This window comes from Variovorax sp. FW301-JW7 (assembly GCF_058788795.1).
Genome location: NZ_JBYTBC010000008.1, coordinates 69,057 through 94,031, shown reverse-complemented (window position 1 = coordinate 94,031; position 24,975 = coordinate 69,057). Strand labels below are relative to the sequence as shown.

Annotated in this window: 14 protein-coding genes; 8 read left to right on the top strand and 6 right to left on the bottom strand. The window is 69.7% G+C overall.

What is annotated here, in order from left to right; genetic code table 11:
* Window positions 1-191 precede the first annotated feature (191 nt).
* The 4 genes from AC3WQM_RS21555 to ppc form a co-directional block, all read right to left on the bottom strand.
* On the bottom strand, window positions 192-734 hold the full coding sequence (locus AC3WQM_RS21555; RefSeq protein ID WP_492681544.1) for a hypothetical protein: 543 nt from the start codon (window positions 732-734) through the stop codon (window positions 192-194).
* 39 nt (window positions 735-773) lie between these two features.
* Window positions 774-8,954: a glycoside hydrolase family 94 protein gene (locus tag AC3WQM_RS21550; protein ID WP_492681542.1), complete on the bottom strand. Its 8,181-nt coding sequence runs from the start codon at window positions 8,952-8,954 to the stop codon at window positions 774-776.
* A complete protein-coding gene (locus AC3WQM_RS21545) occupies window positions 8,951-9,169 on the bottom strand; it encodes a hypothetical protein (protein ID WP_492681540.1) in 219 nt (72 codons plus the stop codon). Before AC3WQM_RS21545 ends, AC3WQM_RS21550 begins: the two co-directional genes overlap by 4 nt.
* A 166-nt stretch (window positions 9,170-9,335) precedes the next feature.
* Window positions 9,336-12,182 (bottom strand): phosphoenolpyruvate carboxylase, encoded by a 2,847-nt coding sequence (ppc, locus tag AC3WQM_RS21540; RefSeq protein WP_492681538.1) that lies wholly within the window; start codon window positions 12,180-12,182, stop codon window positions 9,336-9,338.
* A 106-nt stretch (window positions 12,183-12,288) separates the two neighbouring features.
* Between ppc and hemC the strand changes: the two genes are divergently transcribed.
* Genes hemC through AC3WQM_RS21520 form a run of 4 tightly spaced genes read left to right on the top strand, consistent with a single transcriptional unit; the run spans window position 12,289 to window position 16,369 of the window.
* A complete protein-coding gene (gene hemC, locus AC3WQM_RS21535) occupies window positions 12,289-13,194 on the top strand; it encodes a hydroxymethylbilane synthase (RefSeq protein ID WP_492681536.1) in 906 nt (301 codons plus the stop codon).
* Between the two features lie 19 nt (window positions 13,195-13,213).
* On the top strand, window positions 13,214-13,984 hold the full coding sequence (locus AC3WQM_RS21530) for a uroporphyrinogen-III synthase (protein WP_492681534.1): 771 nt from the start codon (window positions 13,214-13,216) through the stop codon (window positions 13,982-13,984).
* Complete coding sequence (locus tag AC3WQM_RS21525; RefSeq protein ID WP_492681532.1) at window positions 13,981-15,075, top strand: uroporphyrinogen-III C-methyltransferase; 1,095 nt, start codon at window positions 13,981-13,983, stop codon at window positions 15,073-15,075. Before AC3WQM_RS21530 ends, AC3WQM_RS21525 begins: the two co-directional genes overlap by 4 nt.
* Window positions 15,076-15,082: 7 nt before the next feature.
* Window positions 15,083-16,369 carry a heme biosynthesis protein HemY gene (locus AC3WQM_RS21520; protein ID WP_492681530.1) on the top strand — a complete coding sequence of 429 codons (1,287 nt, stop codon included), beginning with the start codon at window positions 15,083-15,085 and terminating at the stop codon, window positions 16,367-16,369.
* Window positions 16,370-16,400: 31 nt separating this feature from the next.
* Here the strand turns inward: AC3WQM_RS21520 and AC3WQM_RS21515 are convergent, their stop codons facing one another.
* On the bottom strand, window positions 16,401-17,969 hold the full coding sequence (locus AC3WQM_RS21515) for an MFS transporter (RefSeq protein ID WP_492681528.1): 1,569 nt from the start codon (window positions 17,967-17,969) through the stop codon (window positions 16,401-16,403).
* Window positions 17,970-18,080: 111 nt separating this feature from the next.
* Here AC3WQM_RS21515 and AC3WQM_RS21510 point away from each other — a divergent pair, with 111 nt between their 5' ends.
* Window positions 18,081-18,962, top strand: a complete 882-nt coding sequence (locus tag AC3WQM_RS21510; RefSeq protein WP_489057937.1) for a LysR family transcriptional regulator — start codon at window positions 18,081-18,083, stop codon at window positions 18,960-18,962.
* Window positions 18,963-19,027: 65 nt separating this feature from the next.
* Here AC3WQM_RS21510 and AC3WQM_RS21505 read toward each other — a convergent pair whose 3' ends face one another.
* On the bottom strand, window positions 19,028-22,279 hold the full coding sequence (locus AC3WQM_RS21505; protein WP_492681526.1) for an Rne/Rng family ribonuclease: 3,252 nt from the start codon (window positions 22,277-22,279) through the stop codon (window positions 19,028-19,030).
* Between the two features lie 548 nt (window positions 22,280-22,827).
* Here AC3WQM_RS21505 and AC3WQM_RS21500 point away from each other — a divergent pair.
* The 3 genes from AC3WQM_RS21500 to AC3WQM_RS21490 are packed head-to-tail and all read left to right on the top strand — an operon-like array spanning window position 22,828 to window position 24,974.
* On the top strand, window positions 22,828-23,928 hold the full coding sequence (locus AC3WQM_RS21500; RefSeq protein WP_492681524.1) for an RluA family pseudouridine synthase: 1,101 nt from the start codon (window positions 22,828-22,830) through the stop codon (window positions 23,926-23,928).
* On the top strand, window positions 23,921-24,595 hold the full coding sequence (locus tag AC3WQM_RS21495) for an HAD family hydrolase (RefSeq protein ID WP_492681522.1): 675 nt from the start codon (window positions 23,921-23,923) through the stop codon (window positions 24,593-24,595). Before AC3WQM_RS21500 ends, AC3WQM_RS21495 begins: the two co-directional genes overlap by 8 nt.
* A 10-nt stretch (window positions 24,596-24,605) precedes the next feature.
* The gene (locus tag AC3WQM_RS21490) at window positions 24,606-24,974 is read left to right on the top strand and encodes a Rieske (2Fe-2S) protein (RefSeq protein WP_062475569.1); all 369 of its coding nucleotides are present in this window, start codon (window positions 24,606-24,608) and stop codon (window positions 24,972-24,974) included.
* Window position 24,975: the final 1 nt, after the last annotated feature.

The following is a 24,975-nucleotide window of genomic DNA, read 5'->3' as shown; positions in this document are numbered from 1 at the left end:
CATCGGCGATGAAGGCGCCAATGCCGGTGAGGGGGCATTGGAGTGTGCGAGCCGGGGGGCTTGCGACCAAGGGGCGGTGGAGCAGTAGACAGTTTCCCTGCGGCGAACAATCGACCCCTTTGCTGTCTGCAGCCGCCCGGGGATGCGGCAATGGCGCCTTTCGCCATCACCGTCTTTTTGAGTTGCCGAGATTAAGTGTGGGCAGGGCGCAACTGCAGCGCTCGTCCATCGGCCACGAACGATTCGTCGACCAGCACGCGGAAGGCCGTGCCCTGAACGAACTTCGGCTGCGCGACGGCCGGCGAGAGAAATTCGATGTCGAGCGCGATCGGCGTGCCGCGCGCGAGCAACGTGCCCTGCGGCACGCGCCAGCGCACCGAGAAGCCTTCGGTGTCGAGCACCAGCGCGCCCCGGTATTCGCCGGGGCCCAGCGGCACGTCCTGCGACGGCACCGAGGGGCGGCGGAAGGTCAGCTCCGCTTGCAGGTGCGGCGTGAACGCGGGCAGCGCGTCGAAGCCCGCGGGCGGCGCCTGCTTGGGCGCGCGGCGCGGCAGCTTGCCGATGAGCCAGGTGATCACGTTGCCGATGATCGGCACCCACAGCACCATCAGCAGCGTGGCGATGTCGCGCGTGGTGGAGCCGGGCGCCGCGTAGTGCCGCACGATGCCGCCGCCCACGGCCACGCACAGGAGGATCAGGACGATGACGCGTCGGCGGAACTGGATTTTGGTCATGAATGCGCGGAGGGGCGGGGGTGAAAGCGGCTTCGGACCTTACCCTACCCGCAGCACCGCATCCGCCGGCAGCGCCTGCCAGTCGATCCATTCGCCCACCGCCACATGGTGCGTGGGTGCAGCGGCGCCTTCGACGGTGCCCCACTGCAGCGTGAGCCGGCGCTGGCCGAGTCGCAGCGCGACTTCGAAGCCCGGCCAGTGCGCAGGCACATGCGGCGTCATCGACAACTGCCTGCCCTTCACGTTCAGGCCCAACAAGGTCTCGATGGCCGCGCGATGCAGCCACGCGGCCGAGCCGGTGTACCAGCTCCAGCCGCCCCGGCCCACATAGGGCGCGGCGCCGTAGACATCGCCCGCCATCACATAGGGCTCCAGCTCGTAGACCGGGCCGCGCTCGGGGTGCTGCGAACGGTGGGCCGGACTCAGGCCTTCGAAGCTTTGCCACGCCGCTTCATGGTCGCCCTGCAGCGCCTGCGCCATCAGCGCCCACACGGCGCCGTGCGAGTACTGGCCGCCGTTCTCGCGCACGCCCGGCGGGTAGGCCTGGATGTAGCCCGGGTTGGGGGTCGACTGGGCAAACGGCGGCGCCAGCAGCCGCAGCAGGCCGGCCGGTTCGTCGTGCAGGTGCTTCTGGATGGCGGCCATGGCCGGGCCGGTGTGGGCCGCGTCCGAGGCACCCGACAGCACCGACCAGGCCTGTGCGATCAGGTCGATGCGGCACTCGCTGTTGATCGACGAGCCCAGCGGCGCGCCGTTGTCGAAGAAGGCGCGGCGGAACCAGGCGCCGTCCCAACCGGCGTCGTGCAGCGCGGCGATCCAGCCCGTGCGCGCTTCGGTCCAGCGCGCGGCGCGTTCGTGTTCGCCGCGCGCCTCTGCGACGGGCGCGAAGCGCTCGACCACGCTGCACAGGAACCACGCGAGCCACACCGATTCGCCACGGCCTTCATGGCCGACGCGGTTCATGCCGTCGTTCCAGTCGCCGGTGCCCATCAGCGGCAGGCCGTGCACGCCGGTCTTCAGGCTGCGGTCGATGGCGCGCGCGCCATGGTCGAACACGGTGGCCATGCGGCCGCTGTTCTGCGGCGCGTAGTAGGCGTCTTCGGCGCCCTCGGGAATGCCGGGGCCTTCGATGAAGCCGACCATTTCGTCGAGCAGCGAGGCATCGCCCGTCACCTCGACGTAGTGCGCCGACGCATACGGCAGCCACAGCAGGTCGTCCGAGAAATGCGTGCGCACGCCGGCACCGCCGGGCATGTGCCACCAGTGCTGCACGTCGCCTTCGGGGAACTGGCGCGCTGCGTTCACGAGGATCTGCGCGCGCAGGCGCGACGGGTCGGTGAGCGCGAAAGCCATCGCGTCCTGCAGCTGGTCGCGAAAGCCGAAGGCGCCACCGGCCTGGTAGAAGCCGGCCTTCGACCAGAGCCGGCACGCCAGCGTCTGGTACACGAGCCAGCGGTTGACCAGCGCATCGAACAGCGGGTCGGGCGTGCGCACCTGCAGGCGGCCCAGCAGCTCGTCCCAGAAGCCGCGCACCTGCGCCAGCGCCTCGGGCACGTCGCGCTGCCGCCAGCGGCGCGCAAGCTCGAGCGCCGCGTCGGCATTACCCGCGTGACCCAGCACGAAGCTGAAGCGCGCGGTTTCGCCGGCCGCCACGACAAACTCACCGCCAATCGCCGCGCAGGCATCGAGCCCGCTGCCCGCGCGTCGTGCCAGCGTGTCGGGCACTTCGACGATGCCGCGGCCGGCGAAGAACTCGCTGCGGTCGCAGGTCCATTGCGTGGCCCCGGTCGTTGCGCCCTGCAGGCCGGCAAGCAGCAGAAAAGCCGCGCTGCCGCCGAAGCCCGCGCTCGATTCGCGTTGCTGGCCGAACACGGCCGGCTGGTCTTCGGGCTTCCAGCAATGCACGGTGCGCCGTTCGCCGCGCGCGGCGCCCAGTTGCCACTCGACCATCGCGAGCGCGCGCAGGCGGCGCTGGCCGGCGCCTTCGTTGCGCACGCGCACATGCACCAGCTTGACGGCCTCGTCGCGGTCCGCGAAGAAGGTGGTGTCGAGCACGAGGTCGCCGTGGCGGCACTCGAAGACGGTGTAGCCCTGCCCGTGCCGCACGCGGTGGCGGGTGGTGCCGTCGCCACCGCCGGCAGGTGTCAGCGGCAGCATCTCGCGCGAGGCCACGTCCTGCAGCAGGTAATGCTCGAAGGCCGGGTCCTGCACCGGGTCGTTCGACCACGGCGTGACCTGGTGCATGCGGCTGTTGCCGGCCCAGGTGTAGCCGGTGCCCCATTCGGACACCTGGAAGCCGAAGGTGGCGTTGGCGATCACGTTGATCCACGGGCGCGGCGTGCGGCGGTCGGGGCCGACCTCGAAGCGGAACTCGCCGCTCTCGGCGTCGAAGTCGCCGGTGGGGGCTGTGTGGGTCGGCGAGGTTGCCTGCCGGCTCAACAGCGGCGTGCGGTGCTGCACCGGTGCGCTGCTGTCGTCCGCAATCGTGGGGCTGCGTGCTTCATGCAACGCCGCCACCTGCACTTCGAGCGCGCGGCCGTCGGCCGTGAACACCACGCGCGCCAGGCTGGAGAGCGCGGCCTTTTCCGACGGCACCACGTCCTGGTCGCGCAAGAGGTAGAAGCCGGCGGTGTCGTTGCGCGGAAAGCTGTTCTGCGTCTGCTGTGCGACGCGCGTGCGCAGCATCTCGATCTCGCGCTGCAGCGGCATGAGGTACGAGTTCGGTTCGCTGTTGAGCACCACCAGGTCGCAGGCCACGCCGCCGAAACCCCACCACGGCTGCGCGCGCAGCAGCGTGTTGATGAGGCCCATGCCGTTCATCGAGTGGATGTAGACGAGCACGATGGGCTTGTCGCCCGAGATGCCGAAGCGCCAGATCTGGCGCAGGTCGATCAGCCCGCGGTCGCTCATCACGCGCGGCGTGGTGTAGGTGAGGATGGTCGTCAGGTCCTGCAGCGCCAGGTTCTGCGCGGGCGCGATGCTCAGGTCGCGCAGCCGCACCTGCGCCAGCGTGGCGGCCATGCGGGTGGCGCGCTCCACGTGCATGGGCTGCAGATAGCGGTCGATGCAGGGCATCAGCGCCTCGATGCTCTCGTCGGCGGCGGTGGCGAAGCTCAGGCGCGCGGTGGTGCCCGGCGCAATCGACAGGCGCACGCGCAGGCAGGCGATGGGGTCCAGGCCGTTCATCGGCTTGCCCTGGGCCGTGAGCGGTTGCGGGTCGAGCGCAGGGTCGGCCAGCGTGCGGTTGCGGCCGATGAAGGCGCGCCGGTCGGTCATGCAGTCGATCGACAGCACGTGGGCATCGACCGAGGCCACGAAGTGCACCGCGGCCACCACCGCATCGCCATGCAGGCGCGGCTTGCGCGACAGCAGCAGCGCGCGCCACGTGGGCTCCCAGCGCGATTCGACGAACAGGTTGGCAAAGGCCGGATGCGCCTCGTCGGCCTTGGGGTTCGACAGCACGGGCTCGAAGTAGGAGACGAGTTCGAGCGTGCGCGTTTCGTCGCCCGAGTTGTGCAGCGTGATGTTGCGCAGCTCGGTGTCGTCCTCGGGGCTGATGAGCACCGTGGTGCGCACCTGCAGGCCGGGGCCGGCCGCATCGAACTGCACCTGGTCGGCCAGGAAGCGGGTGCGGTAGTGCCAGTCGGCGCCGGGCGCGGGCAGGGCGGTGAGCGAGGTGAGCTCGGCTTTCCCTTCGTCGCGTACATAGAAGAAAGTGCCGTAGCTGTCGCGCAGCGGATCGTCGCGCCAGCGCGTCACATTGAACGCGCGCCAGCGGCTCACGCCCGCGCCGTTGGCCCGCAGCGCCACCGTGTAGCGGCCGTTCGACAGCAGGTGCGTGGGCTGGAAGCCCGGCCCCGTCGGATCGACCACGCGCGGCTGGAACAGCGGCGCCAGCTCGGCCTGGCTGGGCTCGGGCGGCGTGCGCGGGTCGGCGCTGCCGATGATCTGGCGCGGCGTGCGCTCGTGCAGCAGCGACTCGTGCGCCTGCACCAGCGCGGCGCTGCCGAACCAGCGGCGCGGCGCGTCGTCGCGCAGCACGTTGCACAGCGCCACCAGCGACATGCCCTGGTGGTGCGCCATGAAGTTGCGCACGACGGTGAAGTCCTGGCCCTCGGCCTGGCGCGAGGTGGTGAAGTCGATCGCGTCGTGAAAACCGAATTCGCCGCGCGCGCCGAGCGATTCGAGTAGTTCGAGATTGATGACGGCCGCTTCGGGCGCGAACGGTGCGGCCATCAGGCTGGCGTAAGGCGCCACCACGCGGTCGGTCGGTGGCGTGCGCCGCAGCGCCAGGCGCGGCACGCCGAAGGGCGAGTACTGGTACGCCAGCGAATGGTCTTGCGCGAAGTAGGCCGACTCGGACACGCCCCACGGCATGTTCTGCGCACGGCCGAAAGCCTGCTGCTCGGCGATGGCCGCGGCGTTGGCCACCTGCAGCAGGCCATCGGTGGGCTCCGTCATCACGAGCGCCGGCATCAAGTACTCGAACATCGAGCCCGACCACGACTTCAGGCTGGGCTGGAAGCCCACCAGCAGGAACGGGCGGCCCAGCGCCATCCAGTGGCGGCGGGGCACGTCGCCCTTCGCAATCGCCAGGAAGCTCAACAGGCGCGACTCGGAGGCCAGCAGGTCGTAGTAGCTCGCGTCGAGCACGTTCTCTTCGACGCGCAGGCCGATGTGGAACAGGTGGCGCTTGGCGTCGTAGAGGCCGCTGAAGTCCATGCCGTCGTGCAGTGCGTCGCAGCGTCGGGCCAGTGCTTCCAGCGCGGCGGCTTCATGACTCTGGCAGCTTTCTTCCGCCGCGAAGGCGCGGCAGGCCTGCGCCACGGCCACGAGGTGGCCCGCGAAGTTGCCGCTGTCCACGCTCGACACATAGTCCGGCGGCAACGGTTTGAGTGTCTGCGTGTCGTACCAGTTGAACAGGTGGCCGTTGTGCTTGTGCATGCGGTCGACGGTGTCGAGCGTGGCTGTGAGGCGCGCCAGCAAGGCTGCTGTGTCGATCCAGCCGAACTCGCGCGCGCAGCAGGTGGCCAGCAGGTACATGCCGATGTTGGTCGGCGAGGTGCGGTGCGCGAGGGTCGGCTGCGGCTCGAGCTGCAGGTTGTCGGGCGGCAGGTGGTGGTCGCCCGGGCCCACCACGTGCTCGAAGAAGCGCCAGGTGTCGTGCGCCAGCGTCTCGAGGTAGCTGCGTTGCGCGGGCGCGAGCGGGTCTTCGGCGTGTGCGTCGACACGGCTGCCCCACCAGGCCGCGAGGGGCGCCAGCGACCACAGCACGAAGAGCAGCGGCCCGAGCACCGGCCAGGCGCTCCAGTTGGCGAGCACGGCCAGCACCAGGCACACCGCGCTGCTGAGGGCCGCGCTGCGCACGAAGGGCTTCAGGCGCTGGCTCGATTGCGCCTGCGCCTGGTCGGCCGTCGTCCACTGCAGCAGGTGCCTGCGGCTCACGACCAGTCGCCAGGTGGCGAGAAAGGCCGCGTCGAGCAGCAGGCGCGTCTGCGCCGCCAGCTGCACGAACTGCCAGGCCGCACCGGCCATGGCGCGCAGCAGCTCGACCGCGCCCACGTCGAAGAAGTGGCGCAGCTCGATGGCGCGCCGCGTCGGCACCAGGCCGGCCAGCGCGCCCAGCAGTGGGCCCAGCGTGAGCGCCGCGCCGACGGCCGCCAGCGCCCAGCCGAGCGGCATGGCCTGCGTGAAGATCACCAGCACCAGAAGCGCGAAAGACGCCGGCGCGACCAGCGAGCGGCGCAGGTTGTCGCACATTTTCCAGAGGCCCAGCGCGTCGATGCCGAAGCGGCGCGCGCGCCACATCAGCGGCAGCAGCTGCCAGTCGCCGCGCACCCAGCGGTGCACGCGCGAGGCGGCCACGCCGGCATGGTGCGGATGGTCTTCGACCAGCACCACGTCGCTGACCATCGCGCAGCGCGCGACGCTGCCTTCGAGCAGGTCGTGGCTCAGCACGGCGCTGTCGGGCAGGCGGTCGTTCAGCGTGGCGTGCACGGCGCGCACGTTGAGCAAGCCCTTGCCGGTGAAGGAGCCGCTGCCGAACACGTCCTGGTAGATGTCGGACGCGCCGCTGCCGTACGGGTCGAGCCCGCACTGCCCGGCGAACACCCAGTGGAAGAAGGAGCGCTCGCTGCGCATCGGGAACGGCGTGACGATGCGCGGCTGCAGGATGCCGAAGCCCGCGACCACGCGCCGGCTCGGCATGTCGATCTCGGGCGCGTTCAGCGGGTGCGCGGCAATGGACACGAGGTCGCGCAGCGCGCCGGGCGGCAGGCCCGTGTCGCTGTCGAGCGTCAGCACATAGGGCGTGCGGCCGGGCGCGAGCTGCTGGCCCGGTGCGAGCGGCAGAAAGCCGCTGGCGTCGCCGTTGGCCAGCAGGCGCATCAGCATTTCGAGCTTGCCGCGCTTGCGTTCCCAGCCCATCCAGCGCTGCTCGGTCTCGCTCCAGCTGCGCGGACGGTGCAGCAACAGGAAGCGCGGTGCCGTGCCTTCGGCCGGCGGGTACTTGGCGTTGAGCGCGGCGATGCGCTGCTGGGCGTCGTCGAGCAAGGGCGCGTCGTCGGGCATCGCGGCCTGCGACGCGTCGGCCCAGTCGGTCAGCAGCGCGAACTGCGCGTGCGCCTCGCGGTTGGCGAGCCAGTGCAGTTCGAGCCGGTGTGCGAGCTTGGCGTTGTTCGCGGTCGAACCCAGCATCGTGGGCATGACGACGAGCGCGCGGTGCCGCTCGGGAATGCCGTTCGCGAAATCGAGGCGTGGCAGGGCCTGCACGCGCACCGACTCCGCCATGATGCGTTGCGCCAGCGCAATCAGCGCTTCGGACAGCGGCCACGCGAGCAGCAGCAACGCCGCGACGGCGGTCCAGTCGCTGCGATGCGGCAGGCCGTGCAGCACGGCGGCCAGCAGCAGCGCGGTGCCGAGGGCGACGGATCCCACGTAGACGGGCAGGCGCCAACCGCGATGGTTGCGCGCGGGGCGTGTGCGCGCGGTGCGTGCGGCTTGGCCCGGCGTGGCGTTCGCCTGCAGCGATGCGATCAGCGCGGGGCGGCCCTGGCCGAAGAGGTAGTAGCCGGCGGTGCCGTCGGCGCGGTCGGTCTCCGCGCCGGCTTCGTCGGCCGGCGCACTGGACGCCAGCGTGACCACGGCCTGCGCCACTTCGCGCTCGGGCCGTTCGGTGCTGCGCGCCACCTGCTCCATCGCATGCGTGATCTGCTGGCGCGTGAGTTCGCTCTCGTTCGCAAAGCTCGGCAGTTCGCGCAGCACGCGCAGCGAGCGGCTCACGGGTTCGATGAGGTCGCTCCACTCGACCTGGCCGATCATGCGCAAGGTCGTGATGATGTTGCCGACCGTGAGGTTGGCCGCGGCCTGCGCGTTCTGCGCGTCGCCGATCAGCGCCGGGCCGTTGGGGCAGTGCTGTTCGGTCCAGCGCACCAGCGCGGGCATGTCGTCGCCGTGCTCGACGGGCAGGCGCTGCCACAGCTGCGTGAGGTAGCTGTCCTGCAGGCCGTGGCTTTGCAATGCGCGGTAGAGCACGTCGAGGTCTTGCACCGAAAGGTGCGGCGCCGCGTCCCACGCGGCATGCGCGATCTCGCGCGCGACCTTGTTCTCGGCAATGCGCTCGGCCACGCGGCGCAGGTTTTCGAGCAGCACCACGCGCAGGGTGGTGGGCAGCGCCCACAGCTCGCCGAGCATCAGCTCGTCGATGTCCTGGTAGGCGTTGAGGAAGGCCGTGAACAGCGTCTTGTTGAGCACGCTGTCGGTGTGCGCCACATAGGCCCACGCAATGCCGTACACGCGCGGCAGTCCCGCCAGGGGCGGCGTGACGAGCTTGGGCAGGCGCGCGTAGTAGCTGCGCGGCACGCCGTCATGGATCTGCTGGAGCTGCGCCTCGACGAGGTGGAAGTTGTCGAGCAGCCATTCGGCCGCCGGCGACACATAGCGCCCGCTCTGCGAGATCAGCGCGATGTAGTCGAAGGCGGCGCGCAGCGACTCGAGGTTCTCGTCGACCCGCGGAAAGAAGGGCGCGCCTTCGCGCGCGCGGTGGTGTGCGTCTTCCACCACCTGGGCACGGGCCAGGCTGTGGCCGTGCTGTTCGAAACGTTGGGCGCCGAAGAGTTCGGCGCGGATCGCGGGTGCTGCCAGGTCGTGCGGACCGAGCAGAAGGGTCCGGGCGTAGTGACTGAGCCCTTGGAGGCGGTCGACGACGGCAGCGGCGCTCAAGTGACGGCGAACAGGCCGATGCCCAGAACCACGGCCACGCAGGCCATCGTGACAATGCGGCCCGCAGCGAGCGCGCGCACACGTTGCATGTGGCTTCGCAGCGAGAACCACCGCCCGTGGGCACGCGCGCAATGGCGCATGTGGGAGGCCAGGGCTTCGAAATCGCTGCCGACGAAATCGACATGCGAATGGGAAAGGGACTGTGGGACGGACATTGCAACGGGCTCCTGTGAAACGACTTCGAGCTGCCGCGCGATTGCGAGAACTGTGAACGTGTCCCGACCGTACCCTTTTAAATGACCTTACAGGTACCTCATTGCCGACAGCGCACGTAGGAAAGGGCGCACAAGGCGCCCTTTGTCCATGGAGGCTGCCCGCCGATCAGCCCGTGTTGCGCAGCCCCGCCGCCACCCCGTTGATCGAGATGTGGATGCCGCGCTGCAGCCGCTCGCCGCCATCGCCCGCGCGATAGCGCCGCATCAGCTCGACCTGCAGGTGGTGCAGCGGGTCGATGTAGGGGAAGCGGTGGCGCACCGAGCGCTGCATCTCGGCATTGCCCTCGAGCCGCTGCTTGGCGCCCGTGATGAGCGTGAGCGCGTCCGAGGTGCGTTGCCATTCGGCCTCGATCATCGAGAACACCTTCAGGCGCAGCTTGCGGTCGATGACCAGCTCGGCATAGCGCGAGGCCAGCGCGAGGTCGCTCTTGGCCAGCACCATGTCCATGTTCGACAGCAGCGTGCGAAAGAACGGCCACTGCGCGTACATGCGCTGCAGCAGCGCCTGGCGTTCCTTCTTGCCCGCGGCGGTGCCGGCGGCGGCCAGGAACTGCTCCACGCCCGAGCCGAAGCCGAACCAGCCCGGCAGCGTGAGGCGGCACTGGCCCCAGCTGAAGCTCCACGGCACGGCGCGCAGGTCGTCGATCTTGTGGCTCGGGTTGCGCGAGGCGGGGCGCGAGCCGATGTTGAGTTCGGCGATCTCGCGGATCGGCGTGGAGCCGAAGAAGTAGTCGCCGAAGCCCGGGGTCTCGTACACGAGCTTGCGGTACGCGGCCATGCTCGCGGTCGACAGTTCGCCCGCGGCCGAGAGGAAGTTCGCCGGTGCCGACTTGCCCTGCGGCAGCAGCGTGGCTTCGAGCGTGGCGGCCACCAGCGTCTCGAGGTTGCGCCGGCCGATCTCGCGGTTGGCGTACTTCGAGCCGATGACTTCGCCCTGTTCGGTGAGGCGGATCTGGCCGCGCACCGTGCCGGGCGGCTGCGCCAGGATGGCCTGGTAGCTCGGGCCGCCGCCGCGTCCCACCGTGCCGCCGCGGCCGTGGAACATGCGCAGGCGGATCGGGTTCTTTTTCTTCTTGTTCAGCTCGTCGAACAGCGACACCAGCGCGATGCCCGCGCGGTACAGCTCCCAGTTGCTGGTGAAGATGCCGCCGTCCTTGTTGCTGTCGGAGTAGCCCAGCATCACGTCCTGCTCGGCACCCGAGCGTTCGATGAGCGCCTGGATGTTCGGCAGCGCGTAGAAGGCGCGCACGATGGGCGCGGCGTTGCGCAGGTCTTCGATGGTTTCGAACAGCGGCACCACGATCAGGTCGCAGGTCGCGTTGCTGTCCATCGCGCCGCGCAGCAGGCCCACTTCCTTTTGCAGCAGCAGGGCTTCGAGCAGGTCGCTCACCGTTTCGGTGTGGCTGATGATGTAGTGGCGGATGGCCGCCGCGCCGTAGCGTGCACGCGCGGTGCGCGCGGCCGCGAAGATGGCCAGCTCGCTTCTGGCGAGCGGCGAGTAGTCGGCGTCGGGCACGCGCAGCGGGCGGGCGTCGTCGAGCAGCTTGAGCAGCAGCGTCTGCTTGGCCTCTTCGGCCAGCGACGCATACGAGGGCTCGATGCGCGCGGTGGCCAGCAGCTCGGCGATCACGGCCTCGTGCTTGTCGGAACTCTGGCGCAGGTCGACCGTGGCCAGGTGGAAGCCGAACACCTCCACCGCGCGGATCAGCGGACGCAGGCGCGGCGCCGCGAGCACGGTGCCGTGCTTCTCGACCAGCGACTCTTCGATGGTGCGCAGCTCGGCCAGGAATTCTTCGGCGTTCGCATACGGGTTCTGCGGCGCGACCGCATGGCGCGCGGCCTCGCCGCCGCTGAGTTCGCGCAGCGTGGCCGCCAGGCGCGCGTACACGCCGGTGAGGGCGCGGCGGTAGGGCTCGTCCTTGCGGTGCTCATTGGTGTCGGGCGAGCGTTCGGCCAGCGCCTGCATCTCGACCGACACGTCGACCAGCGTGGCCGACAGCGACAGCTCGCCGCCCAGGTAGTGCACCTCGGTGAGGTAGTGGCGCAGCGCGAGTTCCGACTGGCGGCTCAGCGCGTACTCGAGCGTCTCGGCCGTGACGTTGGGGTTGCCGTCGCGGTCGCCGCCGATCCACTGGCCCATGCGCAGGAAGGGCGCGACCGAGGGCGTCTGTCCGCCTTGCACCAGCGCCTTCTCGAGGTCGGCGTACACGCGCGGAATCTCGCGCAGGAAGGTGGCCTCGTAGTAGCTCAGCGCGTTCTCGATCTCGTCGGCCACGGTGAGCTTGGAGAAACGCAGGATGCGCGTCTGCCAGATCTGCGTGACGCGGATGCGCACCTGGGTTTCGTTCTCGGCCAGTTCGATGGGCGAGAGCGCGTCTTTTCCGCCCGCGTAGGCGTTCTGGCGCAGCTTGATCTCGTCGCGCGTGGTGAGCAGCAGGGCGATGGCGCGCTCGGCGTCGAGGATGCTCTTGCGCTGCACTTCGGTCGGGTGCGCCGTGAGCACGGGCGACACGTAGCTGTGGGCCAGCGAGGCGACGATCTCGTCGGGCTTGATGCCGGCCTTGCGGATGCGGGCCAGCGCGGTCTGCAGGTCGCCGTCGGCCTGCACGCCTTCGCGCTCGGCCTCGGTGCGGCGGCGGATCTGGTGGCGGTCTTCGGCCAGGTTGGCCAGGTGGCTGAAGTAGGTGAAGGCGCGGATCACGCGCACCGTTTCGGCGGCGCTCAGGCCTTTGAGCAGGTTCTTCAGCGCGCGGTCGGCGGCATGGTCGGCGTCGCGCCGGAACGACACCGACAGGGTGCGGATCTTCTCGACCAGCGCGTAGGTTTCGTCGCCCTCCTGCTCCCGGATCACGTCGCCGAGGATTCGGCCCAACAGCCGGATGTCGTCGATCAATGGCTGGTCTTCGGTCTGGCGGCGCTTGGCGGGGGATGCAGGAGTCTTGCTGGCTTTCATTCGATGTTGTTCCTGGGGACTTGAATGGACGCGCCGCCTCCGTTGCTGCGGCGCAACATGCTAGCATTCCAGAGGTCAGAAACCATGTACTTTTTTGGGAGCGATCTTGAGCAACATCGTGATCGCCACGCGCGAAAGCCGGCTGGCCCTGTGGCAGGCCGAACACGTGCAAACGCTTTTGCAAGAACGAGGCCACAGCGTCAGCCTGCTGGGCATGACGACCCGTGGTGACCAGATCCTGGACCGCACGCTGAGCAAGGTCGGCGGCAAGGGCCTCTTCGTCAAGGAACTCGAAGCCGCGCTCGAAGACGGGCGTGCCGACATCGCCGTGCATTCGCTCAAGGATGTGCCGATGGAGCTGCCCGAGGGCTTCAAGCTGGCCTGCGTGCTGGAGCGCGAAGACCCGCGCGACGCGCTGGTGTCGCCGCGCTACGCCTCGCTCGACGCACTGCCGCAGGGCGCGGTGGTCGGCACCTCCAGCCTGCGCCGCGTGGTGCTGCTGCGCGCGCAGCGGCCCGACCTGCGCATCGAACCGCTGCGCGGCAACCTCGACACCCGCCTGCGCAAGCTCGACGAAGGCCACTACGACGCCATCGTGCTGGCGGCGGCCGGGCTCAAGCGGCTGGGCCTCGAAGACCGCATCCGCGTCGCCTTCGACCCCGACACCATGCTGCCCGCCGCAGGGCAGGGCGCCCTCGGCATCGAGGTGCGCGCCGACCGCCAGGACCTCATCGACCTGCTGGCGCCGCTGGCCCATAAGGGCGACTGGCTCAGCACCACCGCCGAGCGCGCCGTGAGCCGCGCGATGGGCGGCAGCTGCTCCATGCCGCTCGCGGCCCATGCGCGCCGCCAGCCCGACGGCACGCTGCGTATCGATGCCGCCTGGGGCGACCCGGAAGGCGACGCGCCGCTGGTGCGTGTGCACGCCCAGGCCGAGGCCGGCGACTTCGCGGGGGCCGATGCCCTCGGCCAGCACGCCGCCGGGCTGCTGCGCGACGCCGGTGCCCACTGATCACGGTGGGCGCCGAGCGATGCGCGCGGGGCCTGTCATCGTCACGCGGCCGGCGCACGAAGCGGCGGCGTGGGTTCGTGATTTCCAGTCGGCCGGCCTTGATGCCGTGGCGCTGCCGCTGATCGCCATTGCGCCCGCGCTCGACGTGGAACCGCTGCGCGCCGCGTGGACGCGGCTCGCGGACTACGCGGCGCTCATGTTCGTGAGCGCCACCGCCGTCGATCACTTCTTCCAGCACCGTGGCAGCTCGACCCTCGCCGGTTGCCGCTTCTGGGCCACCGGCCCCGGCACCGAGCGCGCGCTGCTGCGTGCCGGCGTGCCGCCCGCCGCCATCGACGCCCCGCCACCCGGCGCCACGCGCTTCGACTCCGAGGCGCTGTGGGCGCTGGCGCACGGGCAGGTGTCGCCGGGCGTGCGCGTGCTCATCGTGCGCGGCGGCGATGAAGCCGGCCAGCCGGCCGGGCGGCAATGGCTGGCCCGCGAGATCGATGCCGCCGGCGGCGTGCGCGACACCGTCGTGGCCTACCGGCGTCTCGCGCCCGCACTCGACGATGCACAGCGCCGCATCGCGACCGAAGCCGCCGCCGGACACGGCATCTGGCTCTTCAGCAGCTCGGAAGCCATCGGCAACCTGCAGCGCGCGCTGCCGGGCACAAGTTGGCAGGCCGCGCGCGCCATCGCCACCCATGCACGCATCGGCGAAGCCGCGCAGGCCGCGGGTTTCGGGGCGTTGCGTGTCTGCACACCCCTGCGGGAAGCGCTGATCGCGTCGATAGAATCCTTCGCATGAGCGCCGCGTCCCCGTCCGACGACCTTTCTCCCCCTTCCGCCGCCCCTGTGCAGGTGCCCGCCACGGTGGCGCCGCACCAGACGCCCGCCGCCCAGGCGGCCGCGGCCACCCTGCTGGCGCGCATCGGCATGGGCCTCGTGGCCCTCGTGGCGCTGATCGCGCTGCTGTCGACCATCGCGCTGTGGCAGAAGGTCAGCGGCATGAAGGAACAGCTCGCGCGCCAGAGCGCCGAGGCCACCGCCCAGTCGATGGAAGCGCGCACGCTGGCCCGCCAGGCCAGCGACACGGTGCGCGATGCCGCCGCCCGCGTGGCCCTCATCGAGACCCGCGTGGCCGAAGTCGCGCTGCAGCGCTCGCAGCTGGAAGAACTCATTCAAAGCCTCTCGCGTTCGCGCGACGAGAACCTGGTGATCGACATCGAATCCGCCGTGCGCCTTGCGCTGCAGCAGGCGCAGGTCACGGGCAGCCTCGAGCCGCTGCTCGCCGCCCTCAAGGCCGGCGACCTGCGCATCGCACGCGCCGCGCAACCGCGGCTCGCGCCCGTGCAGCGCGCCATGCAGCGCGATGCCGACCGCCTGCGCAGCAGCGCCAGCACCGACAGCGCCGAAGCGCTGCAGAAGCTCGACGAACTGGTGCGCAGCGTGGACGACCTGCCCACGCTCAACGCGGTGGCCGTGCGCGGCACCGGCGTCAACGCCTGGCGGCCCGAACCCATTCCGGCCGATGCGCCCTGGTGGCAGCGCGTGCTGCTGACCATCCGCGGCGAGGCCCGCTCGCTGGTGCGCGTGGGCCGCATCGAGAGTCCCGAAGCGGTGCTGCTGGCGCCCGAGCAGTCGTACTTCCTGCGCGAGAACCTCAAGCTGAAGCTGCTCAATGCACGGCTGTCGCTGCTGTCGCGCCAGATGGACGCCGCACGCGGCGAGCTGGGCCAGGTCACCGCGTCGCTCAACCGCTATTTCGATCCGGCCTCGCGCCGCACGCAGGCCGCGGCCACGCAGCTGCAGCAATTGCAGCAGCTCGTGCGCAGCACGGAGCCGGTGCGCATCGACGACACGCTGGCCGCGCTGACCACCGCGGCCGCAGGACGCTGATCCGTTCATGCGCGCTGCAATCTGGCTCCTCGCGCTGTTCGCCGTCGCCGCGGCGGTGGCGCTGTTCGCCGGCAACAACCAGGGCACGATCACCGTGTTCTGGCCGCCGTGGCGGGTCGATCTCTCGCTGAACCTCGTGCTCGTGATCCTGCTGCTGACCTTCGTGCTGCTGCACGTCGCGTTGCGCGCGCTCGCGGCGCTGTTCTCGCTGCCCACGCAGGCGCGCCACTGGCGGCTGCAGCAGAAGGAACGCATGCTGCACTCCGCCTTGCTCGATGCGATGGTGCAGCTGATCGCCGGCCGCTTCTCGCGCGCCCGCAAGGCGGCGCAAGCCGCGCTCACCCAAGAAAAGACACTGGCCGCGCTCGGCGCCGACCTGCCGCAGGCGCAGCAGGTGCGGGTGCTGTCGCACCTGCTGGCCGCCGAAAGCGCACAGGCCCTGCAGGACAAGGCCGCGCGTGACGCCCACCTGCAGCAGGCCCTCAACGAAAGCGCCGACCGCACCGTGCTCGCGAGCCCGGAAACCCGCGAAGGCGTGCAGCTGCGCGCCGCGCGCTGGGCGCTCGACGACCGCGACCCGACGGCCGCGCTCGCACGGCTCGAAGAACTGCCGCAAGGCGCGCAACGCCGCACGCTGGCGCTGCGGCTGCGCCTCAAGGCCGCGCGGCAGGACCGTCGCACGGTCGAGGCGCTCGACACCGCGCGCCTGCTGGCCAAGCACCGCGCTTTCTCCGACGCGGCGGCACAAAGCATCGTGCGCGGCCTCGCGACCGAACTGCTGACCGGCGCGCACGACCCGGCGCAGCTGCTGCGCGCATGGTCCGAACTCGATTCCGCCGAACGCCAGATGCCCGAAGTGGCCATCCACGCGGCCCAGCGGATGGTCGCGCTGCGCGGTGACCTGGCGCTGGCACGCGGCTGGCTGCTGCCGGCCTGGGAGCGCATGGTGGCGAACCCGCGCGGCCTCGGCGACGGGCTGCGCGTGAAGCTCACGCGCGCACTCGAAGCGGGGCTCGACTCGGTGGACGCCGACTGGCTCGCACGCATCGAGAGCGCGCAGCGCAACAACCCGCGCGACCCGAACCTGCAGTACCTCGCCGGCATGGCCTGCATGAAGCGTCAGCTCTGGGGCAAGGCCCAGCAGCTGCTCACGCAGGCCGGGCTGGGCCTGCAGGACCCCGACCTCTACCGGCGCGCTTGGCTCGCGCTGGCCCAGCTGGCGGAGGCGCGCGAAGACCACGCGCAGGCCGCCGACGCGTGGAAGCGCGCGGCGCAGATCGACAACACGCCCTGAGCGTTGATTGGTTCTGTCGTGCGTCCTGGCCTCAGGAGCACGCGGATTCCTTGGCGGCCGTCAGGCCCGCCGCTCGCGCCGACGGCTTGCCGTTGCCGAAGATCAACAGGCTCAGGCCGGCCAGCACCCACACCCCGATGCCACCGTAGAGCATCACCCATCCGAAGCTGTGCACAAGCGCCGCATGCACGGCGGCGCCTGACGGGTCGGCCTGTGACAGCACCGGAAAACTCTCGGGCAGCGACGCGAAGCTGCCCGCCGCGACCTTCTCCGCCAGCGCGCGCAGCTGTTCTGCATCCAGCGATGTCGACAGGGCGCTCTTCAGGTGCGCGTGAATGCCTTCGAGCAGCAGGAACCCCATCAGCGCGATGTTCACGGCCAGCGTGATCAGCCGCGCGCTCATGTCCATGCCCGAGGCCATGCCCGCGCGCGCGCTCGACACCGAGCCGGTGGTGGTGTTGGTCACGGGCGTGTTCGTCAGGCCCAGCCCGATGCCGGCCAGCAGGCAGCCGGGCAGCAGCGTGAGCCAGCTCGCATGCGCCACGCCGCTGCCCCAGCGCATCGCGATGAAACCGAGCCCGATCACGAACAGCCCCGCCGGAATGACGATGCCGGGCCGGTAGCGCATCGACAGCCGCTCGGCCAGCGGCGGCAGCACGAGCGTGGGCAGCGTGTAGGCCAGCAGCGCCGAGCCGGCCGTGACGGCGTCGTAGCCCAGACCGCTCTGGAAGTAGATCGGCAGGTAGATCATGAATGGCCAGAAGCTGAAGTTCATGCCGATGGAGCCGACGATCGAGCCCGAGAAGTTGCGGATGCGAAAGACCGAGAAGTCGAACATCGGGTGCGGGTTGATCTTCTCGACCCACACGAAGACCGCGAAGCAGGCCAGCGTCGCCACGAGGATGCCGATGGCCACGGGGCTTGCGAACCCGAGGCCCGGCCCCTGCGTGATGAAGTAGGTGAGGCCGAACACCGCGAGCGACAGCGTGACGATGCCTGGCAGGTCGAGCCGCTTCGCGTCGGGGTCGCTGGACTCTTCCACGCTGCCCCACACGAGCGCCAGCGCCACCACGGCCAGCGGCACGTGGACCAGGAACACCCATTCCCAGCTCGACAGCGCGACGATCGCGCCGCCGACGATCGGCCCGAAGCCCAGCCCCATGCCGAACACCACGCCCCAGATCGCGAAGGCCTTGCTGCGTTCCTTGCCTTCCTGGAACTGGTGCGACAGCACCGCGAGCTGGCAGATCAGCATCGCACCGCCGGCCAGGCCCTGCAGGAAGCGGCTGACGATCAGCACCCATGCGTTGCCCGCGATGCCGCACGCCAGCGAGGTGAGGCCGAACAGCACCACGCCGACGATCAGCACGCGCTTGCGGCCGTAGCGGTCGGCCACGGTGCCGGCCGCCATCAAGACCGTGGTGCAGGCGAGGGTGTAGGCGTTCATGATCCACTGCATGTCGCTGAAGTCGCCGTGCAGTGATTTTTCAAGCGTGGGAAGAATGACCGGCACGCTGGAGATTTCCAGGCCGAACATCAAGGCAATCAGGCAGACCGCGGACAGGGCGATCCGGTTCTTGCCGGCGGGGGAGAGGGACATCGGACGGTTTCCAAAAAGGCAGAGCGGCCGATTCTGGTGAAACCCTCTTCATGATGGAAATGATTTGATTTCCTAGAATTCATTAGGAAACATCATTGATCAAGATTCGCCATGGACTTCGACCCCACGCTGTTGCGCGCCTTCGTGGCCGTCAAGGAAACCGGCGGCTTCACGCGCGCCGCCGAGCGCCTGCACCTGACCCAGTCGGCCATCAGCCACCAGATCCGCAAGCTCGAAGAGCAGGTGGGCCGGCCGCTGCTGCACCGCACGACGCGCCGCCTCACGGTGACCGAGGACGGTGAAGACTTCCTGCGCTACGCGACGCAGATCCTCGACACGCTCGACGCCATGACGCGGCGCTTCCAGCCCTCGCCGATCTCGGGCGTGGTGCGTTTCGGCGTGCCGGACAACTTCATGGGCGACCGCCTGCCGCCGCTGCTCTCGCAGTTCGCGCGCGGGTTCCCGGCGGTGCGCATGGAGGTCTGCGTGAGCATGCACACCGACTTGCGCGCGGCCATCCGCGCCGGCGAGCTCGACCTCGCGGTCGTGATGTCGCCGCCCGACGTGGTGGAGGGCACCTGCCTGCGGCGCACGCAGCTGGTGTGGGCCGCGGCCGAGACCTTCGAGGTGCCGAAGGGCGCATCGCTGCCGCTGGCCTTCTTTCCGAAGCCGTGCGTCAACCGGCAGGTGGCCGGGTCGGCGCTCGACCTCACGTCGTCGCTCGACTGGCACGTGGTCTTCACCTCGGCCAGTCCGCAGGGCATTCGCGCGGCGGTGCTGGCGGGGCTCGCGGTGACGGTGCTCACGCGCGAGGAGGTGGAGCCGGGCATGAAGATCGTCGACGGCCGCTACGGCCTGCCGCCGCTGCCGAGCGTGAACTTCTCGCTGATCTGGAGCGAGAACGGCAAGACGCCGTGCGCCTGCCGCTTCGGGCAGCTGATCCTGGAGATGCCGGACCTGCCCGGCGTCGAGGCGCTGCCACCGCAGGCCTGAAGCAGCGCGAGACCAAAAAAAACGGCGCCACGAAGGCGCCGTTTTCATTTGCGAGGGAGCAGGGCTCAGAGCGAGCGCTGCTGTTCCTCCGGCTGCTGCTGTTGCTCGAACGGCAGCGACATCGAACCGAGGTCGCGGCGGGTTTCGACCAGCACCAGCGGACCTTCGTCGAGCACGATCACCGGCGGGCGCTCGCGCGGCACGTGCACCGGCTTCGGCTCGGCGGCGATTGCGGCGCGCGCCTGCGCGATGCGGTCGGCATCCGAGTTGACCCACTGCAGGCCCGAGCTTTCGGCGATCTGCGCGAGTTCGTTCAGCGGCAGTTCGAAGGCCTGCACCTTGGGCAGTGCGCGGCCGTTGCTGGCGGGCGCTGCGGCTGCGGGCTTGGCTGAGGCTTCGACCACGATGGGCGCTGCTGCGACAGGTGCCGGTGCGGGCGCAGCGGGGCGCTCGAAGTGCGGCTGCTCCTGCACCTGCGGTGCGGGTTCGCGCACTTCGACAGCGGTGGCCACCACAGCCACGGCAGCGGCTTCCGCCACCAGCGGCAGTTGCTGCTGGGGCTGGCGCTCGGCCTGGCCTTCGGCAGCAGCCACGGCGCCTTCGGCGACCGGTGCGGCTTCCGCGCCGTTGGCTTCGTTGCCACCGTTGCCGGCGTCGTCACGCGGACCGCGTTCGCGGCGGTCACGGCCGTAACGGTCACGCGAACGGCCGCGGCGCTCTTCGCCTTCGCGGCGCGGGGCTTGCTGCTCGTTGCCTTCGTTGTTGTTGCCTTGCTCGGCATCGCCAGCGGCAGCCGATTCGGCCACGCGTGCGTCGCCTTCGTTGGCGGCAGGTGCGTCGTTGCGGCGCTCGCGGCGGCCGTCGTTGCGTTCACCGCGCGGACCGCGCGACTCGTCGCCACGGCCGTTGCGGGGCTGGCGCTCGCCGTCGCCGGCGGGTGCTGCTTCATCGCGCGGCTGTTGCTGCTGCGCGTCGTCGTTGCGCTCACCGCGCTCGTTGCGTTCGCCGCCACGTTCACCACGCTCGCCGCGCTCGCCACGTTCACGGCGCTCGCCGCGGGCGCGCGGTGCGCGTTCCGCTGCGGCATTGCCGTTCTCGTCGCCGCCGGTTGCCGGCTGCTGTTGCTGCGCGTCGAGGTTCAGGTTGCCGTCGAGCAGGGCTTCGGCCGGCGCGTTGCGGCCTTCGCCGCCTTCGCGGCGCTCGCCGCGACCGCCACGGCGTTGTTCGCCGTCGCGCGGGGCGCGTGCTTCACGGGGCTCGCGTTGCTCGCGTGCCGGGTTGGTGCTGTCGTTGCGCTGCTCGGTGTTGCGAGCCTCGCCGCGGCGTTCGCCACCGCCGCCTTCACGGCGCTCGCCGCCGCGTCCGCCACGGCGGTCGCCGTCGCGTCCGCCCGAACGGCCGCCGCCTTCGCCACGGCCTTCGCCGCCGCGTCCGCCACGGCGCTGTTCGCCGTCGGCGCCGCGCGCACCGCGCGTTTCGCCGTCACGGCCTGCACCACGACCGCCATCGCGGCGGGGCTTCGGTGCTTCGACCGGAATGGCGCTGGGTGCCGGAGCCGGTGCGGGCGCCGGCGAGGCGCCGCCGAAGAAGCTCTTGATCCAGGCCATGAAGCCGGTCTGTGCCGGGGCTGGAGCAACCACCACGGGCGGGGCCACCGGCGCGGGAGCGGGCGCAGCGCGCACCGCTTCGGGCTTGGGCGGGACCACCGGCGCGGGCGCGTCGGGCAGCACGCCCTTGATGACCGGCGTTTGCTTGTTGGTGGGTTCTTGCGAACGGCGCGTGACCGAGGTCGGGTCTTCGATCTCGTCGGCCATCTTGTAGCTGGCTTCGATGTGATCGAGGCGCGGATCGTCGTGCTTGAGGCGCTCGAGCTTGTAGTTCGGCGTTTCGAGCGTCTTGTTGGGCACCATCAGCACGGTGACGCGCTGCTTGAGCTCGATCTTGGCGATTTCGGGGCGCTTTTCGTTCAGCAGGAACGAAGCGACTTCCACGGGCACCTGCACATGCACGGCGGCCGTGTTGTCCTTCATGGACTCTTCCTGAATGATGCGCAGGATCTGCAGCGCGCTCGATTCGGTGTCGCGGATGTGGCCCGAGCCGCCGCAACGAGGGCAGGGGATCGACGAACCTTCGGACAGCGCCGGCTTCAGGCGCTGGCGGCTCATTTCCATCAGGCCGAACTTGCTGATCGAACCGAACTGCACGCGGGCGCGGTCCTGGCGCAGCGCGTCGCGCAGGCGGCTTTCGACTTCGCGGCGGTTTTTCGACTCGTCCATGTCGATGAAGTCGATGACGATCAGGCCGCCCAGGTCGCGCAGGCGCATCTGGCGGGCCACTTCGTCGGCGGCTTCGAGGTTGGTGCGGGTGGCGGTTTCTTCGATGTCGCCGCCCTTGATGGCGCGGGCCGAGTTCACGTCGACCGACACCAGTGCTTCGGTGTGGTCGATCACGATGGCGCCGCCCGAGGGCAGTTGCACGGTGCGGGCGTAGGCCGACTCGATCTGGTGCTCGATCTGGAAGCGGCTGAACAGCGCCGCGTCGTCGCGGTAGCGCTTCACGCGGGCGGCATGCTCGGGCATGACGTGCGCCATGAACTGCTGCGCCTGGTCGTAGATGTCGTCGGTGTCGATCAGGATGTCGCCGATGTCGTGATTGAAGTAATCACGGATGGCGCGGATGACGAGCGACGATTCCTGATAGATCAGGAAGGCGCCCTTGCCGCCCTTGGCCGCGCCGTCGATGGCGGTCCACAGCTTGAGCAGGTAGTTCAGGTCCCACTGGAGTTCGGGCGCCGAGCGACCGATGCCGGCGGTGCGCGCGATGATGCTCATGCCCTTCGGGTACTCGAGCTGGTCCATCGCCTCCTTGAGTTCGGCCCGGTCGTCGCCCTCGATGCGGCGCGACACGCCACCGCCACGGGGGTTGTTGGGCATCAGCACGACATAGCGGCCGGCCAGCGAGATGAAGGTGGTGAGGGCGGCGCCCTTGTTGCCGCGTTCTTCCTTTTCGACCTGGACGGTGAGTTCCTGGCCTTCACGGATCACGTCCTGGATGCGGGCCTGGCTGGCCGACACGCCTTCGGCGAAGTACTGCTTGGAGATTTCCTTGAACGGCAGGAAGCCGTGGCGGTCTTCGCCGTAGTCGACGAAACAGGCTTCGAGCGAAGGCTCGACGCGGGTCACGACCGCCTTGTAGATGTTGCCTTTGCGCTGTTCGCGCCCTTCGATTTCGATTTCGTAGTCGAGCAGTTTCTGCCCGTCGACGATGGCCAGGCGGCGTTCTTCGGCCTGCGTGGCATTGATCAGCATCCGCTTCATGATGCGTTGTCCTTATATGTATCGTTCTTGCGGCTCATGACGAGCCAACGATGCACGGACGACGCCCGCGAAACCAGGGAATTGCCGCTTGGCCCCGGATGCTGTGACTGCCGCGCCAGGCGCGAGCAGGCCTCTCGAGCGTCAGCTCAAGAAGACAGCCGGGGTGGGGGCGCGTGGATGGGCGCGAGCCAGATTCGGTGTTGGGTAGCTATCTTTTTGATAGCCGATTGCGCAAGGGTGGCGCGCACTGCGGGCGATTCAATGCCTGAGGCGACTGGTCGAAACCAGGTCGACCAGCGCAGGCATATTTGAATCAGCAGCATCAACACAACAAGGGACTCGCTTCGATCCGCCTGCAGCTTGGAAGCTGCAGGCTGGGTATTCCGTATCGGTGTTTCGTGGGTGTCGGCTTGACTTGGGTGCCTGGCCTGCCACTTTGCGCGATTGCGCGGGGTTTGCAGGCTGGACGCCAAAGCGGCATCGACCTCACAGCATGGTCGTCAGTGCTCTAAACTTCTGTCTAATCAAGCACTTACACGACCGCGCTGGTGAAAAACATTATAGGTGCGAAGAAAAGCCCCGCGGGGGCTCCAAATCCCGCGGATCGACCCGCGGGCGCCGACACCGGCACGCCGCACGCCGCCATCCACTTCCTGACCGTCGACGCCGAATCGGCCGGGCAGCGGCTCGACAATTTCCTGTTTCGCCATCTGAAAGGCGTGCCGAAGACGCACGTCTACCGGATCATCCGGTCGGGCGAGGTGCGCATCAACAAGGGCCGCGCCCAGGCCGACACCCGCATCGAAGACGGTGATCAGGTCCGTATTCCGCCGGTGCGGATTTCGCCGCGCGCCGAAGAGGGCGCCACGCCGCCCGCGCCGGCGCGCGAGTTTCCGGTGCTGCTCGAAGACGAGGCGGTGCTGGCCATCGACAAGCCGGCCGGTGTCGCGGTGCACGGCGGCAGTGGCGTGAGCTTCGGCGTGATCGAACAATTGCGCACGGCGCGTCCGGGCGCCAAGTTCCTGGAACTGGTGCATCGGCTCGACCGCGAAACCTCCGGCATCCTGCTGGTCGCCAAGAAGCGCAGCGCACTGGTGGCATTGCAGGACCAGTTTCGCGAACGTGAAACCGGCAAGACCTACCTGGCGCTGGTCGAAGGCGACTGGCCGGCCAACAAGAAGGTGCTCGACGCGCCGCTGGCCAAGTACCTGCTGCCCGATGGTTCGGGCGCCGGTGCCGGCGAGCGCCGCGTGCGCGTGGTCGCCAAGGACCACCCCGACGCGATGCGCGCCGTCACGCTGGTGCGCGTGCTGGCCCGCCTCAGCCTGCCGGGCGACGCCACGCCGCTGTCATTGCTGGCGGTGACCATCAAGACCGGGCGCACCCATCAGATCCGCGTGCACCTGGCCTCGGCCGGGCATCCGATTGCCGGCGACGACAAGTACGGCGAGTCCGACCGCCAGCGCGCCTTGCACAAACTCGGCCTCAAGCGCATGTTCCTGCATGCGTGGCGGCTGCAATTCAACCACCCGGCCAGCGGCGAGCGCATCGCGCTGCAGGCCGGACTGCCGCCCGAGTTGCATGCGCTGATGTCGCGTGCGGCGCTCGAGGCGATGGCGCAACACCCCACCCCCACGGCCCATGACTGATTCTTCTGTTCGCCCCGCTCGCTTCGACCTGATCGCCTTCGACTGGGACGGCACGCTCTACGACTCCACCCGCCTGATCGTGCGCTGCATCCAGGCGGCCGTGGTCGATGTCGGCGGTGCCAAGCCCAGCGAGGACGATGCCGCCTGGGTGATCGGCCTGGGCCTGGCCGAGGCGCTCGCGCGCGCGGCGCCCGACGTGCCCAAGGAAAAGTACCCGGAACTCGGCGCCCGCTACCGCTACCACTTCCTGCAGCACCAGGACGACCTCGTGCTGTTCGACGGCGTGCTGCCCATGCTCGACGCGCTGCGCGCGCGCGGCCACAAGCTGGCCGTGGCCACGGGCAAGTCGCGTCGCGGCCTCAACGAGGCCCTGAAGACGGTGGCGCTGCGCGACCGCTTCGACGCTTCGCGCACCGCCGACGAAACCTTCGGCAAGCCGCATCCGCGCATGCTGCTCGAGCTGATGGAAGAACTCGACGTGCCGGCCGAGCGCACGCTGATGATCGGCGACACCACGCACGACCTGCAGCTGGCGCAGAACGCCGGCTGCGCCAGCGTGGGCGTGGGCTTCGGCGCGCATGCGTCGTCGACCTTCGACGAATTCAAGCCGCTGTACGTGGCGCAGTCGATCGCCGAGCTGCAGGCCTGGCTGCTCGACAACGCCTGAGGACGTCGGCATGAGCGACCAGCGCATCCCGTTGTGCAATGCCTCGGACCTGGTCGAGGGCGGCAACGCCGTGCCCTTCGACGTGGTCCACGGCGGCGAAACCTGCCGTGCCTTCGCGGTGCGCTTCGAAGGCCTGCCGCATGCGTACCTCAACCGTTGCAGCCATGTGGCGATGGAGATGGACTTCCAGCCCGACCGCTTCTTCGACGACTCCGGCCAGTGGCTGCTGTGCGCCACCCACGGCGCCGTCTACAAGCCCGACACCGGCGAATGCGCGGGCGGGCCGTGTCGCGGCGGGCTCGTGAAGATCGCGCTGAGCGAAGAAGACGGCGTGGTGCACTGGCATACTGACTGGAACCTCCAACCTCTTTCCTTCTGAC

Excerpts from the sequence above, each read along its gene's own strand:
- AC3WQM_RS21555 (WP_492681544.1), bottom strand. The coding sequence starts at position 734 with ATGACCAAAATCCAGTTCCGCCGACGCGTCATCGTCCTGATCCTCCTG.
- AC3WQM_RS21545 (WP_492681540.1), bottom strand. The coding sequence starts at position 9,169 with ATGTCCGTCCCACAGTCCCTTTCCCATTCGCATGTCGATTTCGTCGGC.
- ppc (WP_492681538.1), bottom strand. The coding sequence starts at position 12,182 with ATGAAAGCCAGCAAGACTCCTGCATCCCCCGCCAAGCGCCGCCAGACC.
- AC3WQM_RS21530 (WP_492681534.1), top strand. The coding sequence starts at position 13,214 with ATGCGCGCGGGGCCTGTCATCGTCACGCGGCCGGCGCACGAAGCGGCG.
- AC3WQM_RS21525 (WP_492681532.1), top strand. The coding sequence starts at position 13,981 with ATGAGCGCCGCGTCCCCGTCCGACGACCTTTCTCCCCCTTCCGCCGCC.
- AC3WQM_RS21520 (WP_492681530.1), top strand. The coding sequence starts at position 15,083 with ATGCGCGCTGCAATCTGGCTCCTCGCGCTGTTCGCCGTCGCCGCGGCG.
- AC3WQM_RS21515 (WP_492681528.1), bottom strand. The coding sequence starts at position 17,969 with ATGTCCCTCTCCCCCGCCGGCAAGAACCGGATCGCCCTGTCCGCGGTC.
- AC3WQM_RS21510 (WP_489057937.1), top strand. The coding sequence starts at position 18,081 with ATGGACTTCGACCCCACGCTGTTGCGCGCCTTCGTGGCCGTCAAGGAA.
- AC3WQM_RS21505 (WP_492681526.1), bottom strand. The coding sequence starts at position 22,279 with ATGAAGCGGATGCTGATCAATGCCACGCAGGCCGAAGAACGCCGCCTG.
- AC3WQM_RS21495 (WP_492681522.1), top strand. The coding sequence starts at position 23,921 with ATGACTGATTCTTCTGTTCGCCCCGCTCGCTTCGACCTGATCGCCTTC.
- AC3WQM_RS21490 (WP_062475569.1), top strand. The coding sequence starts at position 24,606 with ATGAGCGACCAGCGCATCCCGTTGTGCAATGCCTCGGACCTGGTCGAG.